This window comes from Bacillus sp. MYb209 (genome assembly GCF_002975175.1).
Lineage (GTDB): Bacteria > Bacillota > Bacilli > Bacillales > Bacillaceae_G > Bacillus_A.
Window position 1 is genome coordinate 415195 of sequence record NZ_PCNZ01000001.1, and the last position, 15435, is coordinate 430629.

Below are 15435 nucleotides of genomic sequence, written 5' to 3' on the forward strand. Positions count from 1 at the left end.
CGTTACACTGCCTTCCTGTAATAAAATACAGGTAAATCTATTCTAATTATAGTTTCAATCGTTTGAATTCACATATAACCTTTTGCGAAATTTATTTTACTTTTACTTGAGTTAGCACAGATTTAAACGTATTAATAACTGTATCTACTTCTTCATAACTAATTGTAAGGGATGGTTCAATACGAATTGTTTTTGAGTTAATTAATGTTCCCGCAACAAGAATTCCTTGATCAAACATCGCCTTTGACACTTCATAACCAATCTCGTCTTTATGGAATTCAATCCCAATCATTAAACCTTGACCACGAATTTCAAAGATTTTATCTTCTTGTCCTTCTGCTACTTGTTTCAATCCCTTTAAGAAATACTCCCCAACTTCCATAGCTCGTTCCGGTAATTTCTCTTCCAATAATACATGGATTGTTGCAATTGCAGCAGCACATGCAAGAGGATTTCCTCCAAATGTTGTTGTATGCATAAATGGATTTTCAAACCAACTTTTGAATACTGTTTCTTTCGCAACAATAGCTCCCGCTGGCATTACCCCTCCACCAAACGCTTTCGCAAGACAAATAATATCCGGCACAACATCATATAATTCTGCAGCAAACATTTTTCCTGTACGTCCCATTCCAGTTTGTACTTCATCAAAAATAAGGAGTGATCCAAACTCATCACAAAGCTCTCGCACTTGTTTCAAATAATTTTCTGGAGGTAAAATAATACCGCCCTCTCCTTGAATTGGTTCTAAAATAACTGCTGCAACATCTTCTCCCACTAATGCACATGTCTCAAATGTTTTTCTCATCATATCAATATCGCCAAATGGAACATGACGGAAACCCGGAATTAATGGTAAGAATGGCTTACGGAACATTCCTTTTGCCGTCCCAGATAAAGAACCAAGGCTCTTACCATGGAAAGCACGAGTTGTAGCAATGAATGTTGTTCGTTCACTATACATTTTTGCTAGTTTTAATGCTGCCTCTACGCTTTCTGTTCCACTATTTGTAAAGAAGGAGTATTTCAAATCACCAGGTGTAATATCCGCTAAAATCTTTGCAAGAATCGCTCGAAGTGGATCAAGTAAATCCTGACTGTGCAATGCTTGACGCTTTAATTGATCTGTCACAGCTTTTACTACTTTCGGATTACGGTGACCAACATTGTAAATTCCAAATCCACCTAAACAGTCAATATATCTTTTACCATTAATATCCATGAAACAAGATCCTTCATCTGACCATTCTACTGCTGCAAATTGTCCATCTTTTGTTACTGTTTTTCTATAAGCAAGAAAACCAGGGTTTACATGCTCTCTAAATCCATCTACTGTTTCTTTTTGAATCCAGTTTGCCTCTTCTTCAGTAACCTTTTCTTTTTCAATTAACTGTAGTACTTTCGTAATATACTCATTTATATTTGAATCTTTTTTATCTTTCTCATTCAATTTATTTTTCACGTTCGTTTCCATCTAATTCACCCCTACGTTTTTTTTATTTGCAAACCAACCTATTGGTTCTACTTCTAGATTTATATTAATCTGCTTAATTTCTTGAAATTCTTCTAAACCAAACGTTCCTAGGCTACGTCCAATACCGCTTTGCTTATATCCGCCCCAAGGTGCCTCATTATATGTTGGATGATAACTATTAATCCACGTAATTCCTGCGCGAAGTTTACGAATCACACGCATTGCTTTTGCACCATCAACTGTAAATACCCCTCCAGCCAAGCCATAGTCCGTACCGTTTGCCAACTCAATTGCTTCCTGTTCGTCTTTAAACTTTTGAATTACTACAACAGGACCGAAGATTTCTTCCTGGACAATGCGCATATCAGGTTTTACATTGACAAAGACTGTTGGTTCAATAAAGAAACCATCACCTTTTCCATCCTCCATTATTCGTCTACCTCCGCAAGCAACGTTTGCACCTTCGTCTTTCCCAATTTCAATATAACGTAATACTTTTTCCATATGTTCTTGACTTACAAGTGGCCCCATTTCTGATTCTGGATTATCACCAGGCCCAACGTTAATTTGCTGTGCTCGCTCTACAAAACTATTAACAAATTTATCATAAATATTTTCTTCTACAAGGATTCTTGATCCTGCTGAACATACTTGTCCGCTACCTGCATAAATACCGAATAGGGCATAATCAATAGCGGTCTCAAAATCTGCATCTGCAAAAATAATATTTGGAGATTTCCCTCCAAGTTCTAACGAAATCTTTTTCATATTATCTGCCGCTGTTCTCATAATGTGCTTACCTGTTTTTGTTCCACCTGTAAAGGAAATCATATCCACTTTATGACTCGCTGCAATTTCATTTCCTACTATTGGACCGGCACCCATTACCATATTGGCAACACCTTTTGGTAGCCCTACTTTTTCAAGGATTTCGAATAGCTTTGTCACAGTGATTGGTGTCACTTCAGAAGGTTTAAACACAATTGTATTTCCAGCTGCTAAAGCAGGTGCAATTTTCCATACACTCATCAGTAACGGATAATTCCATGGAACAATTAATCCACAAACACCAACTGGCTCTCTTACAACCATTGCTTGCATTGGATCGGCTACATGATATGTTTGACCATCTGGTTTTGTAATCAATCCGGCGTAATAGCGAAAACAAGCCGCTGCATCTCCAATATCTCCTTCTGCCTCACGGTATGTTTTTCCATTATCCATTGTTTCAAGATACACTAACTCTTCCATATTTTTATCAATTTCATCTGCTATTTTAAATAAATATGCTGCCCTTTCAGCAGTGGATGTTTCTGACCAAATTCCACTATCGAAAGCCGCTCTTGCCACTTCGATCGCGTATTTTGCATCCTCAATTGTTCCCTCAGGTGCATATGCTATACCCTTTCCATTCGCAGGGTTAATAATCGTTCTTTTCTCTTGATTACTAGACTCTCTCCATTCACCGTTTACATACATTTTTAAATCTAGCACTATATTGAATCCCCCTTCATCGATCGTTTATATATTTATAAGCAATTTTCATGCCAATATTTAAAATGCAAAGGAATCATACATAAACTGACTATTTCCTTAAAAACAATAAACAATTTATGCACTCTCGCATACACTATTCCATTTTGCATAAAACGGAACGTTAATCATTTCCGCTCCCGCCTTCACCACTCGGGACTTGAATCCTAGAGAATATGTATATGCTGAGCGCACACAAAAAAGAGAAGTCTATGTGACTTTCTCCTTTTTTAGAAATAAGAGATTATATCAGTTGGTATTTCTTTTTCACTAACAATTCTTTGATATTTTCGACTCACTGAAGATTGGCTGATGCCAAGAGCTTTTGCTGCCTTAGTCGTTGTTTTATACTGCTTCATTGCAAGTAAAATCAATTGTTCTTCTACAGAATGTAGTGCTTCTTGTAACGGTAATACTCTCGTAATAACTGGTTTTGATTTTTTAAAGTCATAACCGGGGGTTAAAAACTTACTAACAAACTCAGCTTCAATTACTGGATCGTCTGCTGATACTACTAAACGTTCAATCATATTTTGTAATTCACGTACATTTCCTGGCCATGAATAAAACTCTAGTAAGTTAAGTGCATCCGGAGTTAGATGATAATTTTTATTATATTTTTCATTTAACTGTTGTAAAAAATGAAAGGCAAGTACTGGAACATCTTCCATTCTCTCTCGTAGAGGAGGAACTTCCAATGGAATTACATTTAAGCGATAAAATAAGTCTTCACGGAACGTTCCTGCCTCTACCATCTTTTCAAGACTCTTATTTGTAGCAGCAATGATTTGCACATTTATTTTCGTAGGTATTGTACTTCCGATAGGAATTACCTCTTGTTCTTGTAGGACTCTAAGTAATTTCACTTGCAAATGTAAAGGCATTTCTCCAATTTCATCTAAAAATAAAATACCTTGATCAGCCCGCTTAAAATAACCTTCTTTTCCATTTTTATCCGCCCCTGTAAAGGCACCTTTCGTATAACCAAATAGTTCACTTTCTAGCAAAGTTTCTGGAATTGCACCACAGTTTAATTTTAAAAATGGCTTTGAAGATCGATTTCCAAGTTGATGAATTGCTTGAGCGATTACTTCCTTCCCGACGCCCGATTCTCCAGAAATAAGAACGTTGGAAGAAAAATCTGCTATTTTTTTAGCTTGGTTAATAATTTGCTCCATTTTCGGACTACAATAAATAAGCTTCTTAAGAAAACGATCTTTATTTTTAAAGTCATCTAATTCCTTCTTATATTGCTCTGATATCTTCTTTATTTCATGTAATTCCGTCTTCAATCTCGTTGCTTCTGTAATATCTCTTGAGGCAATAATAATGCGATGAAGCTCTCCGTTTTCATTAAATACAGGATTTCCAACCGCTAATATTTTTCTTCCGCTTTTTGTTTCTTGTACAACTGATACCTTTTTTTGTTGTTCCAGCACTAATCGTGTAACAGATGGACTAAATAACCCTTTCTTTTCTAAGTCTAAAAGATTTTTTCCTAAAAGATCTTTCAAATTACTCCCCCAGAAATCATTGATAACGGTTTCACTGTAACGAATTAATTCCCCTTTATGATTAACAACTAATATTTCATCATAAATACTAGACAAGATTGCATGTAAATCTTTATTTAAATCCTTTATATATTCAATTTCCATCGCCATATCCTCAACCATCGGCAAATCTTGTACGATAATAACCATTCCTTCAATGCTTTGATCAAAGTTTGGAATAGGACTGTAGTCAACTAATACACCCATCTCATTTGTGATTTGTAATTGATTCAAAATTGTCTTTCCCGTTGCAAATACGCTATTAATATATTCTTCATTAAAAATTTGTTCTGCTGGTACATTCATCACTTTTTCAGGTGTAGATTTAATCATCTTCAAACCAGATTCATTGCAATTTACAATTTTCTTTTCACGGTCCACTACAAAAATCCCCATTGGAATAGACGTTAAAATAATTTTCAATATATCAACACTCTGATTTTCTTGTTTAAATAGTTCTGCAAAAATATCTTCTCTTCTTATATATCCTATTAACTCATCCATTTCATTTTTCACTATGGCAATCGGCGCTCCAATAATTTGAAAAAGAGCTGTTAAAGAAATATTTTTACTAAAATAACATATTGTATCTAGCGAAACTGCATTTGAAAGCAATGCCTTGGAATTTAATTCCTTACTGTTTGATAGCAGATCCTTGACATGAACGTATGCAAATAATTTCTCTCCTCTTTTTAAAAATAGAAAAGGTTCTTTTATATTTTCAACATCTATATTCCATTCCTTTTCGGATTGATCGATAGGTAGAGAAACAATGGGTCTAATTTTATTACGAGCAATGGAAAACATTCTGCTATTCCTCCTTTGGGATACTTAATTTGTATTGTATCATTAAATGCAGAGTTTTTTAATTAATCTGATAATAATCTTTTTCCTTTATTTAATACAGCGAAACTTTAATCAGTGGGGGGTTTTGTCCAGCCCCCACTGATTATCATCCCTCACCAATCGGGCTTTTACGGGCAGTCGATCTCCCACCTAACCCCCTCGCATTCGCCGACTTTTGAGGTGGGAGTCTTACTGTCCACAAATAGCGGGATAAAAAAAAGGAAGATGAGCACCTCCATCTTCCTCATTGTTCTATCATTAATCACTACCACTAACGAAAAGGTCTTCTTGAATATAAGCTAATACCATACCTGGAATTACTTTATCTCCTGCCTCTACTTCTAAAGATTGAACTTCTCCGCTACATCCCATCTTAATTACTTCCAGTTTACCATTCATATCTTTAATCGAAAATAATGGCTCCCATTCATAAACTCGAGAATCCTTAACAATAGACACTTTTTCAATTATTCCATAGCATGGACTCGTAATAATATCATAGTACATAATCAATCATCCCCTTCTTTTTTTCTATTAATATTGTTCTTCTAACCTTTGTGACTGAAGAATCATATAGAAAAAGCTTTGAAACTCTTCTATGTCTTCTATCTCAATTCCTAACCTTGGTGCCCAATATTGTTCCTCTACAGTATCTTCTTGACTTAATAAAATCATTCTCCCATTTTGAATAGAGGTAACCATTGCTTTTCCAAGAAACTGTTGTGAATACGTAACAGCTATATCGTAACGATGACTTTTCGACAAAATACAATAATAACCGATTGGTTGTCTCTCCACTTCTTCTAATAAAATATCCAGTTTCATTTGAGCCCTCCTTTAGGTTAAAAATGCAACTAGCATATTAGACGTAATATTCCTACAATTGCGCAACCACCTTCAGTGAAATGATTTTCAAGTTCAACTGTATTTGTTTTCTGCTTGGATTACGACCATAACACCCCGCTTTTATATTTTTACTAATTGTACAAAGCAATAATTGTGCCAAATGAAAATACTATATTGATCATCTTTTATCAGCCATACTCCCTAGACTTGCCCCTCTTCCTTATGAATCTTTGAATAACTTATGCAATACTGCATGATTATCAAATAAAAAGAAAAAGACATCGTAATTTATCCGATGTCTTTTTCTTTTTACATTTCCTGTACTTCTTCAAAATGCATTTGCGGAGGGGCTGAACGAAACATATTTGTAATATATAAAAGGTATCCCATTCCAATAGCAGCCCAGCAAATACCGAGAATAAGTGAATGAATATTGAGGTTAAACCATAGTACTGCTACAGTACCAGCACCTAAAATAGGCATAACTAAGAAATTTAAACAGTCTTTTATCGTTTTATATCTTTTTTTCTTAATTACATAGTAGGAAATTACAGATAAATTAACAAATGTAAATGCAATAAGCGCTCCAAAATTAATAAGTGATGCTGCCGTTTCTAAATCAATGAATATAGCAGAGAGTGAAATAACCCCTACAATAACGATGTTATATACTGGAGTTCGCCAGCGAGGATGAATGTATCCGAATATTTTCTTCGGAATTACATTATCTCGCCCCATAACATACAATAATCTAGATACACTTGTATGGGAAGCTAAACCAGACGCAAGTGTCCCCATAAGCGTTCCTACTAAAAAGAAAGCTTGAAATAGTTTTCCGCCAACATATAGCGCAATTTCTGGAGACGCTGATTCTTTATCTTTAAATACAGATGTATCTGGAAAGAAAGATTGTGTAAAATACGTAGTTGTAATGAATAAAACTCCACCGATTAAAGCAGTAAGAAAAATAGCTCGAGGAATTGTCTTCTTCGCGTTTGGTGTCTCTTCCGAAAATGTAGTTACTGCATCAAAACCTAAAAATGAAAAACAAAGAATTGTCGCACCTGCAACTAACGGTGATATTTGTATATCTGATTGAAAAAACGGCTGAATGGAAAAAACTTCTCCTGTTCCCTCTCCCGCTAATAAACCTTTTATAACTAGAAAGACAAATATGGCCATTACTAGCACTTGAAATATTACTAAAAACGTATTGAAGTTAGCAGTAACATTTACGCTAATAATATTTATAAGTGTAATCAGTAGAATAAAACCAATGACCCATATCCAATTAGGAACACTTGGAAAAAATGCTGACAAATAAATTCTCGTTAATAGTGCGTTCACCATCGGTAGAAACAAATAATCCAATAACGCGGACCATCCAACAAGAAATCCAAGCCTTGCACTAATTGTTTTCTGTGTATACGTATAAGCTGATCCTGCGGTAGGAAAAACCTTTACCATTTTGCCGTAGCTTGCAGCGGTAAACAACATCCCTGCTAATGCAATCAGATAAGCTCCTGGAACATGCCCACCTGTTTTTTCCGAAACGATTCCAAAAGTATCAAATCCAACCATCGGTTTCATATACCCGACCCCTAGCATAACAATTGACCACAGCCCTAACGAACGTTTTAAACCAACTACTTTTCCCACCTATCATTCCCCCTACTTTCTCTATCTAATTTCCATTTAAAAATTGACAGTAAAAAGGAAACGCTTTCGAATAACTGTATACACCACACCAACTATTACAATCTCCTTTTATTTTTAAATATTCATGCAATTTTCGAGCCAAAACTTCTGTAATTAAAAAATTCAATCCGAAAAAGAACATATAGGTGGAATGAGGCCTCATTTCTTCTCATTTTTTATTCATTTTGACATAAGTTATTCAATCTCTCATACGACTAAATATGAAAAATAAAACTTTAATCCTTGTTTTTTATTCCCACTTCCTCAAAAATTGGGCTTTTACAAGATCAAAATATTTCCATGAAATAATAACATTATGTAAACTATTCATAGCAAAAAAGCTGTCTTTTCTATAAAGACAGCTTTTTCTATAACACTATATTAAAAATTGAATACGAAGTCATCGTCTGCTAACTTTTCAACATTCGTTGCTTTTACGTAACCATTTCCTTTTACAGAGAAGAAGTCATGGTTTTTCGTATCTGTACGTAAACCATTTAAAACGATTGGATTAATTTCTTCTTCTTCAAACTTCGGCTCAAGCCCTAAGTTCATAAGTCCTTTATTCGCATTGTAACGAACGAAACGATTTACATCCTCTACAAGACCTATAGAAGTGTAAATTTCTTCTGTATATGCCAATTCAATTTCATACAGTTCCATTAATAACTCTTGCGTTTTCGTTTGTACTTCTTGTTGCTCTTCTGCAGAAAGTTCCGCGAAGATTTGTTGTGCTAAAATACCGACGAATACGCCGTGAATGGACTCGTCACGAATTATTAAGTTAATAATCTCACCACTTGCCGTCAATTTACCTTGACCTGCTAAGTAAAGTGGATAGAAGAATCCACTATAGAATAAGTAACTTTCTAAGAACACACTTGCTACCATTGCCATGTATAACTCTTTTTTCGTTACTTCAGGCTTTAATAAACGACGATAGTAACTAGTAACAATACCAGCTTTTTTCTCAAGTAATGGATGGTTATCTACCCATTCAAAAATATCATCAATTTCTTCTTCAGTAGCTAACGTTGTGAAAATATGACTGTAACTCTTCGCATGTACTTCTTCCATAGCGCCCATGAAAGCTAATACACTTTTCGCTTGTAAATTTTCAAGATGAACAAGTACAAGAGGCATCCCTTCGCCGCCTTGTTTCGTATCTAAAAGTGTTAAACCACCTAATACACGCTTATACGCAATTTGCTCTTCTTTTGATAATTGTGCCCAAGTATTTTTGTCAGAAGACACTGCGATTTCTTCTTCTGTCCAAAACTGAGCGATGTTTTGCTTCCAAAACATTAAACTAAAATCATCTTCTTTTTTGTTCCAGTTTACCGCACGCATTAAATCGCCCCTTCTCTAAATAAACATAAAAAATTGATAACTAAGCATGAGCAGGGTTCAGAAAAACCCTGCTCATAATGTCTCACTTTTTATATTAAACGGTACAAGCCACGCACTCTTCCACGCTTAATTTACGTGTTCTCGTATAATAAAGACTCTTCAAGCCTTTTTTATGTGCATAAATGTAGTAACGTGCTAACTCACGTGTTGAAATATCACTATTAACATAAAGAATGGTACTAATTCCTTGGTCAATATGTTCTTGAACTTCTGCGATTAAATCAATTAATTTAAACTGATTCATATCGTAAGAAGATTTATAGTACCAGAACGTATCTTTTGATAAATATGGCATTGGATAATATGTTGTCGCATTTGCATACGTTCTTGATTCAATTTGACTTACGATTGGCATTACGCTTGAAGTTGCATTTTGAACGTAACTGATCGATTGTGTCGGAGCGATTGCAAGACGATATGAGTTGTATAAACCATTCTTCTGTACTTGCTCTTTTAAACCTGTCCAATCTTCTTTTGTTGGAATATGAATTCCTTCAAATAATTGCTGAACTTTTTCAGTTACTGGGCTGTAATCTGTCGTTTCATACTTTTCAAAGTACGTGCCGTTTGCATAATCAGACTTATCGAAGTCTTTAAATGTTTCGCCTTTTTCTTTAGCAATCTCCATACTTTTCTCGATTGAGTAGTAATTTAACATCATAAAGAATGTACGAGCGAATTCTTTCGCTTCAGCACTTTCATAAGCGATTTTATTTTTTGCTAAATATCCATGTAAGTTCATTGCTCCAAGTCCAACTGAATGAAGCTCATCATTTGCTTTTTTCACAGTTGGGGCATTCGGAATGATTGTCATATCAGAAACAGCTGTTAAAGCTTCCATTCCCGCATGAACTGCTTCACGAATTTCTTTATTTTCCATTACGTTTACGATATTTAACGATCCTAAGTTACAGTTAATATCACGACGGATAATGTCTTCTGTACCGTAATCATTTATTTCAGAAGTTTCTTGTAGCTGGAAGATTTCTGTCTCGAATGTTCAACCGAGTTCGCTACTCCTCAGTCCGTTGCTCATGCAACTGCTGTATGTCACCATACAGGACAGACTATATCATCACCTACAGCATTACCTGGTTAGGTGCTCCGCTTTTCGAGCGCCAATCGCTTGCGCTCTACTCCCAAATGGGATAGTCGTTAGGCTTTTACTTATCTTAATCTTTCAGAAAGTCTCTTATTACTTTATGTTGTTCAATAACTCTGCTATACAAAATAATAAGATACATTCTGAACTTTTATATTTTCATTCTAAGATAAGATTTAGCACGGTAGGTTACCTCAAACTTGAGGCTTTCCCCGTTTAACGGAGTTTTCGACTAGCATTTCTACTAGAAGGTGCTACATATTTAACACAAGTTCGACATCTTCACAGTTCCAATATCCTTCAGTGGATGTTGGTTATTTGCATTTGATTTAAACATTAAGTATGGGTAACCAGACTCAAGCTGAATCATAGCAATTTTAATAAGCATATCACGCGCACTAATATCTAGTGGCTTCTTCTTCACTTTCGGATTGCTCATTAATTCATCGTACATTTCGTCGATATCTATATCATCTAAATGTTTTCCGTACTCTTTAAATACTGTATAAGGCGCGAAAACATGGAAAGGTTCGTTTTTCTCAGCAAGCTCAAAGAACTTACTTGGAACGATAATTCCGATTGATAGAGACTGAATACGGCTCTTCTCATCGGCATTTATTTTTTTTGTATCAAGGAATTCAATAATATCCCAATGGAAAATGTTTAAGTATACAGCGCCGGCACCTTTTCGTTGGCCAAGTTGATTCGCATATGAAAACGAATCTTCAAGTAATTTCATAACAGGTACTACACCACTTGCGGCGTTATCAATACCTTTAATTTGCTCACCACGTGCGCGTAGCTTAGATAAGTTTAAAGCTACTCCACCACCGATTTTCGATAATTGCATTGCAGTATTAATGTTAAAGCCGATTGAATTTAAGCTATCATCCATCTCTAACAAGAAACAAGACACCATTTCTCCTCTTCTGCTTCTTCCCGCATTTAAAAAGGTTGGTGTCGCTGGTTGGTAGTTTTGTTTTACAATCATGCTTGCGAAGTGTTTTGCCTTCGCAACATCACCGCGTCCTAAGTATAATGAAACAATTGCTACACGATCTTCATAGCTTTCTAAGTATTGTTTTTGATCATTCGTTTTTAACGCATAATCTTTATAGAACTTAGATGCTGCCATATAAGATTGGAACTCGAAGTTTTCACCATAAGCGATGTTATAAACTCCTTCTACTTCCTCCAAGCTATACTCGTCCAGAACGTTGTAATAGTAATCATGTTCTTTCATATACTCCATTCGCTCTGCCACGCTATTAAAATGAACGGTATTCTCTCTAGCTTCTTCCATAAAGACTTCTAATGCCTCTTTATCTTTATGAAGCTGATAAAAACCGTCCTGCATTTGCGTGATTTCATTATTCAGTTCAATGTGTCGCAATCTCCCGCACCCTTTCTTTAAAATATTCTACATCATTATTTGTTCCAGATAACTCAAATTTTGATACAATAGGCACTTCATATTTAGTAGAAATTTTGTCAGCACTTGCACCAAACATGTCTCCCCAATTACGATTGCCACTTGCAGATACGCCTTTTAATTTTTCATTATTGCGCTCTAAAAAGTCTAAAACACGTTCCGGTACATTGCCAAAACCTGTTGTATACGTAATAAGAATAAAGTCTTCATCTAATACTAGAGCTTCTTCAATTTGAACGGCCGGCATATTTAATTTGTGGATGAAACGCTTCACGTTTCCTGTCATAGAATCATATGCAACTAACATTTCCGACCCTCCCTCTCCAATCTATATTCTCTGTATGTCGTTTCTTGATTTCTCTATATATTGTATTACGTTTCAAAATAAGACACAAGATATATGTATAAATTCTTTCTTTTTTTAACTTTTACTTTTCGACATGACCGTCGATTTTTTTCAATACAAAGACTATGAAACAACATTCTAAAACTCATGTCAATAAAGTGCTTTTCAAAAAAGTTGTCAACGAATTTAACCTTATTTTAAAAAAAGTTAACAATATTTTTTGTCATAAAACAGTAAATGCTGGAGTAATATATTTCTCCAGCATCACGCAAAAAAGAACAGACCTTAAACGATAATCTGTTCCAAAAAACGATTACATTTATCAATTTTACTTTATTAAATATTATACATACTCTTTCGTTCCTCGTTACATACTAAAAGATAACTATTATAGAAAAAGATTATTATTATGGAACTTCAATTTATTTATGAAAAAAATTATTCAGGGTGCTCAATACGCAAAATGTCTTTTACAAATATATGATGTGGATTCTCATCTTTATCAATCATTGTACATACAGGTGCTTCTTCATCAAAGTATACGATCATTCCTTCTACGTACTGATATGTATGTTGAACTTGTACAGTTACTTTAATTTCTACTGCTTGCTCATATGCTCTTTTTATTTTCTGAAGCATTTTTGCTGAACATTTTCGTTTCTCTGGATACATAACCATTCCCATAAACCTATTCCCAGCTCTATCTTTCCACATATAATCCCAATGTGGCAATATGCCTTGTTTAAAATCTCCCATAATTCTCCTCTCCTTTATCTTCTATTTATGAACGTGGTGTTTCTGAATATGTATAAATTACCTGTCCACCGCGCTGTGCGTTCCCGATAATATGTTTAAAATCTTCTCGATTTACAACAACTTCCCTGAACGTATAAAATACATCTTTCGTCGCAACATACTCCTTTATTTCACCATTTTTCAGCTGATCCAAAATTGTATTTGCTAATTGTTTATCCATGTATTTCACCTCTCTGCAATAGTTTATTTTATCGCATCTTCTATAGGTCGACAACGGTAAAATTATCCCTTTTTTATTATTATGTAATTCACTTTCATTATTTTTATAGCTATATCACTTTATTATATTCGCACTAAATATCATATACTAACATAGCTACTTCTCTATATCAAACTTTTTGACACTCTGTATAACAAAGTTCCAAGTCACTGTTTGTTATTTTATTTTATGCTACAATATACACATAGAACTAGGAGGGATACTATGATTCGGAAAGCAAAAAAGACAGATGCGGTAGGGGTAGCACCTTTACTGTATGACGCTCTGCACGAAATTGCTGAAAAAATCACAGGTAGCACAATTGAAGCAAAAGTAATACTAGGACTTGAAACATGGTTCGCAAAAGAAAATAATCGATTGAGCTATGAAAACTGTTTAGTGGCTGAACAAGATGGAAAGGTAGTTGGGGTTATTGTCGTTTATCACGGTAGTGACACTGAACAACTTGATGCACCAATCGTACACTACTTAAGAGAACTACATGAAGACGAATCCATTACGTTAGAAAAAGAAGCTGAATTTGATGAGTATTATATTGACACGTTGTCAGTTTCAAATATGTACAGTGGACGTGGCATTGGCTCTAAATTAATCGATGCAGCTGAACTTCATGCAACTGAAAAAGGGCATGAAAAAATTGCCTTACTTGTTAATTTAGAAAACAAACGCGCTTTTTCACTATATGAAAAACTTGGTTACAAAGAAGATAAAACCGTTATGCTCGTTGGTGAACCGTATGCCCATCTAATAAAACCATTACGGTCATTGGTTTCTATATCTTAAAAGTACAATTCTTTTTTACTTGTTATGTAGAGAAAGAGGCTGCCAAAGGGACAGCCTCTTTTAAATTAATTTTGTATTTAATATATTTCCATCCATCGCCTCATGAAATGTATACGTTGTACATCCCCATGGCTTCCTATGGAAAATAGGCGAACCAGACCACCCCATTGCCCTCAGTTCAGTCCCAATCATCGCATTAAAATAACTATGACCTACAAGGGCAATACGTCCATGTACGAGCGCATAGCGGTGCAACATATTAGCAGCTTGCCTTGCTCTTTCTCGTACTTCCTTATAGGACTCCACCTCTTTACTATAACCAACTATCCATCGTGTACGTCCAATAAACATCCATACATTTGGTTTACATTTCAACCATTTTGGAGCATAAAAACTCGTTGGAACTTCAGCTTCCCTAAAAAGAGGATTTTGCACAAAAGATAGGGAATCCAATAACTCAGCCGCTGACTGTACAGCGCGCCTTTGATCACTCGTTACAACCAGCTTCGCTGATTCAATCGCCTCAATTGTTTCAATTGGTATAGGAGTTTCTTTTACTGTAGTCCCTAAATCATATTGCTTCATCCATTCACGAAATGAAATAATTGTCATTGGCTCTATAGTACTGTCCAAACGACCATGATGAATAAAAGAAATTCGCATTCTTTCCACTCTCCATTCATCACTTACGAACTATATTACGTACTATTTCTTATTGCCATCATACCATGCATAAAAAGAAAGTTATATATCCCCACCACTATTATGTGTTATCGAAGTGTGCACACCATCCAGTCCATCACAATATGTAGTTGTTTCATGATGACGCACTTTCTTCAACTGTATATAAGAAAATAAAAATAATAAAATCGCTATAAAGCTCCCCACAATTTCAAAAATCATTTTACCGCCCCTAATTTCCCCCACTTTAGTAGGTCATTTTATCTTTTATTATACTCCCATATAAAGATGTATGTATTTTCATCATTCCTCTCCTAAACAATATTTTTTACATATTTTCTTACAAAAAGTGAATATTTTTCGAATTTTTACTTTGGAAACATTTACAAAGTAGTAAATATAGTTCAAAATAAGAGGAAATAAAAAAGCCTAAATTATTCTTTTTTTGGGAAAACTGGAACAAGGAGAGTTGCTTATGCAGATCGCAGAAACTGGAGATATCATTGAATTTAAAGGTGGAATGCAAGGCCGTGTTCAAAAGGTAAATCAAAACTCCGTTATTGTTGATATAACAATTATGGAGAATTTTAGAGAACTAGATATGGAACCGCTTACAGTTGTAAGCCATAAAAACTATACTGTCATTAATCAACATGCATAATATAATAGAAAGAAAGGATCTGTATATCATACAG

General features: G+C 34.9%; 15 protein-coding genes and 1 pseudogene. 2 read left to right on the forward strand and 14 right to left on the reverse strand.

Annotation, left to right across the window (positions count from 1 at the left end; translation table 11 throughout):
• Nucleotides 1-91 precede the first annotated feature (91 nt).
• From CQZ94_RS02355 to CQZ94_RS02415, 12 genes and pseudogenes are all read right to left on the reverse strand, one after another.
• Nucleotides 92-1474 (reverse strand): putrescine aminotransferase, encoded by a 1383-nt coding sequence (locus CQZ94_RS02355; protein ID WP_105584130.1) that lies wholly within the window; start codon nucleotides 1472-1474, stop codon nucleotides 92-94.
• Nucleotides 1475-2968: an aldehyde dehydrogenase family protein gene (locus CQZ94_RS02360; protein ID WP_105584131.1), complete on the reverse strand. Its 1494-nt coding sequence runs from the start codon at nucleotides 2966-2968 to the stop codon at nucleotides 1475-1477.
• Between the two features lie 269 nt (nucleotides 2969-3237).
• Complete coding sequence (locus tag CQZ94_RS02365; RefSeq protein ID WP_105584132.1) at nucleotides 3238-5367, reverse strand: sigma 54-interacting transcriptional regulator; 2130 nt, start codon at nucleotides 5365-5367, stop codon at nucleotides 3238-3240.
• A gap of 297 nt (nucleotides 5368-5664) precedes the next feature.
• Nucleotides 5665-5913 carry a biotin/lipoyl attachment domain-containing protein gene (locus tag CQZ94_RS02370; protein ID WP_105584133.1) on the reverse strand — a complete coding sequence of 83 codons (249 nt, stop codon included), beginning with the start codon at nucleotides 5911-5913 and terminating at the stop codon, nucleotides 5665-5667.
• A 27-nt stretch (nucleotides 5914-5940) separates the two neighbouring features.
• The gene (locus CQZ94_RS02375) at nucleotides 5941-6231 is read right to left on the reverse strand and encodes an SAV0927 family protein (RefSeq protein ID WP_105584134.1); all 291 of its coding nucleotides are present in this window, start codon (nucleotides 6229-6231) and stop codon (nucleotides 5941-5943) included.
• Nucleotides 6232-6561: 330 nt separating this feature from the next.
• Nucleotides 6562-7911: an APC family permease gene (locus CQZ94_RS02380; protein ID WP_105584135.1), complete on the reverse strand. Its 1350-nt coding sequence runs from the start codon at nucleotides 7909-7911 to the stop codon at nucleotides 6562-6564.
• 420 nt (nucleotides 7912-8331) lie between these two features.
• Nucleotides 8332-9300, reverse strand: coding sequence for a class 1b ribonucleoside-diphosphate reductase subunit beta (gene nrdF / locus CQZ94_RS02385; protein WP_070141409.1), 969 nt, complete (start codon nucleotides 9298-9300; stop codon nucleotides 8332-8334).
• A gap of 94 nt (nucleotides 9301-9394) precedes the next feature.
• Complete coding sequence (locus CQZ94_RS02390) at nucleotides 9395-10345, reverse strand: ribonucleotide reductase large subunit (RefSeq protein WP_308727541.1); 951 nt, start codon at nucleotides 10343-10345, stop codon at nucleotides 9395-9397.
• 382 nt (nucleotides 10346-10727) lie between these two features.
• A pseudogene (locus CQZ94_RS02395) lies at nucleotides 10728-11855 on the reverse strand (ribonucleotide reductase N-terminal alpha domain-containing protein); the annotation flags it as partial.
• Complete coding sequence (gene nrdI / locus CQZ94_RS02400) at nucleotides 11842-12201, reverse strand: class Ib ribonucleoside-diphosphate reductase assembly flavoprotein NrdI (RefSeq protein ID WP_105584136.1); 360 nt, start codon at nucleotides 12199-12201, stop codon at nucleotides 11842-11844. The gene nrdI and the pseudogene CQZ94_RS02395, both read right to left, overlap by 14 nt.
• Before the next feature lie 477 nt (nucleotides 12202-12678).
• Nucleotides 12679-12996, reverse strand: a complete 318-nt coding sequence (locus CQZ94_RS02410) for a hypothetical protein (RefSeq protein WP_105584137.1) — start codon at nucleotides 12994-12996, stop codon at nucleotides 12679-12681.
• A gap of 25 nt (nucleotides 12997-13021) precedes the next feature.
• Nucleotides 13022-13216 (reverse strand): abortive phage infection protein, encoded by a 195-nt coding sequence (locus tag CQZ94_RS02415; protein WP_105584138.1) that lies wholly within the window; start codon nucleotides 13214-13216, stop codon nucleotides 13022-13024.
• A gap of 264 nt (nucleotides 13217-13480) precedes the next feature.
• Here CQZ94_RS02415 and CQZ94_RS02420 point away from each other — a divergent pair, with 264 nt between their 5' ends.
• Nucleotides 13481-14059, forward strand: a complete 579-nt coding sequence (locus CQZ94_RS02420) for a GNAT family N-acetyltransferase (RefSeq protein WP_105584139.1) — start codon at nucleotides 13481-13483, stop codon at nucleotides 14057-14059.
• 60 nt (nucleotides 14060-14119) lie between these two features.
• On the opposite strand, the gene CQZ94_RS02425 is transcribed toward CQZ94_RS02420, so the two are convergent.
• Nucleotides 14120-14722 (reverse strand): histidine phosphatase family protein, encoded by a 603-nt coding sequence (locus tag CQZ94_RS02425; protein ID WP_105584140.1) that lies wholly within the window; start codon nucleotides 14720-14722, stop codon nucleotides 14120-14122.
• 81 nt (nucleotides 14723-14803) lie between these two features.
• Entirely contained in the window at nucleotides 14804-14962 is a 159-nt protein-coding gene (locus CQZ94_RS31070; RefSeq protein ID WP_181149419.1) for a hypothetical protein, read from the reverse strand.
• Nucleotides 14963-15215: 253 nt separating this feature from the next.
• Between CQZ94_RS31070 and CQZ94_RS02430 the strand changes: the two genes are divergently transcribed.
• Nucleotides 15216-15401 carry a YkvS family protein gene (locus tag CQZ94_RS02430; protein WP_002064385.1) on the forward strand — a complete coding sequence of 62 codons (186 nt, stop codon included), beginning with the start codon at nucleotides 15216-15218 and terminating at the stop codon, nucleotides 15399-15401.
• Nucleotides 15402-15435: the final 34 nt, after the last annotated feature.

Excerpts from the sequence above, each read along its gene's own strand:
- CQZ94_RS02375 (WP_105584134.1), bottom strand. The coding sequence starts at position 6,231 with ATGAAACTGGATATTTTATTAGAAGAAGTGGAGAGACAACCAATCGGT.
- CQZ94_RS02365 (WP_105584132.1), bottom strand. The coding sequence starts at position 5,367 with ATGTTTTCCATTGCTCGTAATAAAATTAGACCCATTGTTTCTCTACCT.
- CQZ94_RS02425 (WP_105584140.1), bottom strand. The coding sequence starts at position 14,722 with ATGCGAATTTCTTTTATTCATCATGGTCGTTTGGACAGTACTATAGAG.
- CQZ94_RS02430 (WP_002064385.1), top strand. The coding sequence starts at position 15,216 with ATGCAGATCGCAGAAACTGGAGATATCATTGAATTTAAAGGTGGAATG.
- CQZ94_RS02355 (WP_105584130.1), bottom strand. The coding sequence starts at position 1,474 with ATGGAAACGAACGTGAAAAATAAATTGAATGAGAAAGATAAAAAAGAT.
- CQZ94_RS02420 (WP_105584139.1), top strand. The coding sequence starts at position 13,481 with ATGATTCGGAAAGCAAAAAAGACAGATGCGGTAGGGGTAGCACCTTTA.
- nrdI (WP_105584136.1), bottom strand. The coding sequence starts at position 12,201 with ATGTTAGTTGCATATGATTCTATGACAGGAAACGTGAAGCGTTTCATC.
- nrdF (WP_070141409.1), bottom strand. The coding sequence starts at position 9,300 with ATGCGTGCGGTAAACTGGAACAAAAAAGAAGATGATTTTAGTTTAATG.
- CQZ94_RS02410 (WP_105584137.1), bottom strand. The coding sequence starts at position 12,996 with ATGGGAGATTTTAAACAAGGCATATTGCCACATTGGGATTATATGTGG.
- CQZ94_RS02415 (WP_105584138.1), bottom strand. The coding sequence starts at position 13,216 with ATGGATAAACAATTAGCAAATACAATTTTGGATCAGCTGAAAAATGGT.
- CQZ94_RS31070 (WP_181149419.1), bottom strand. The coding sequence starts at position 14,962 with ATGATTTTTGAAATTGTGGGGAGCTTTATAGCGATTTTATTATTTTTA.
- CQZ94_RS02370 (WP_105584133.1), bottom strand. The coding sequence starts at position 5,913 with ATGTACTATGATATTATTACGAGTCCATGCTATGGAATAATTGAAAAA.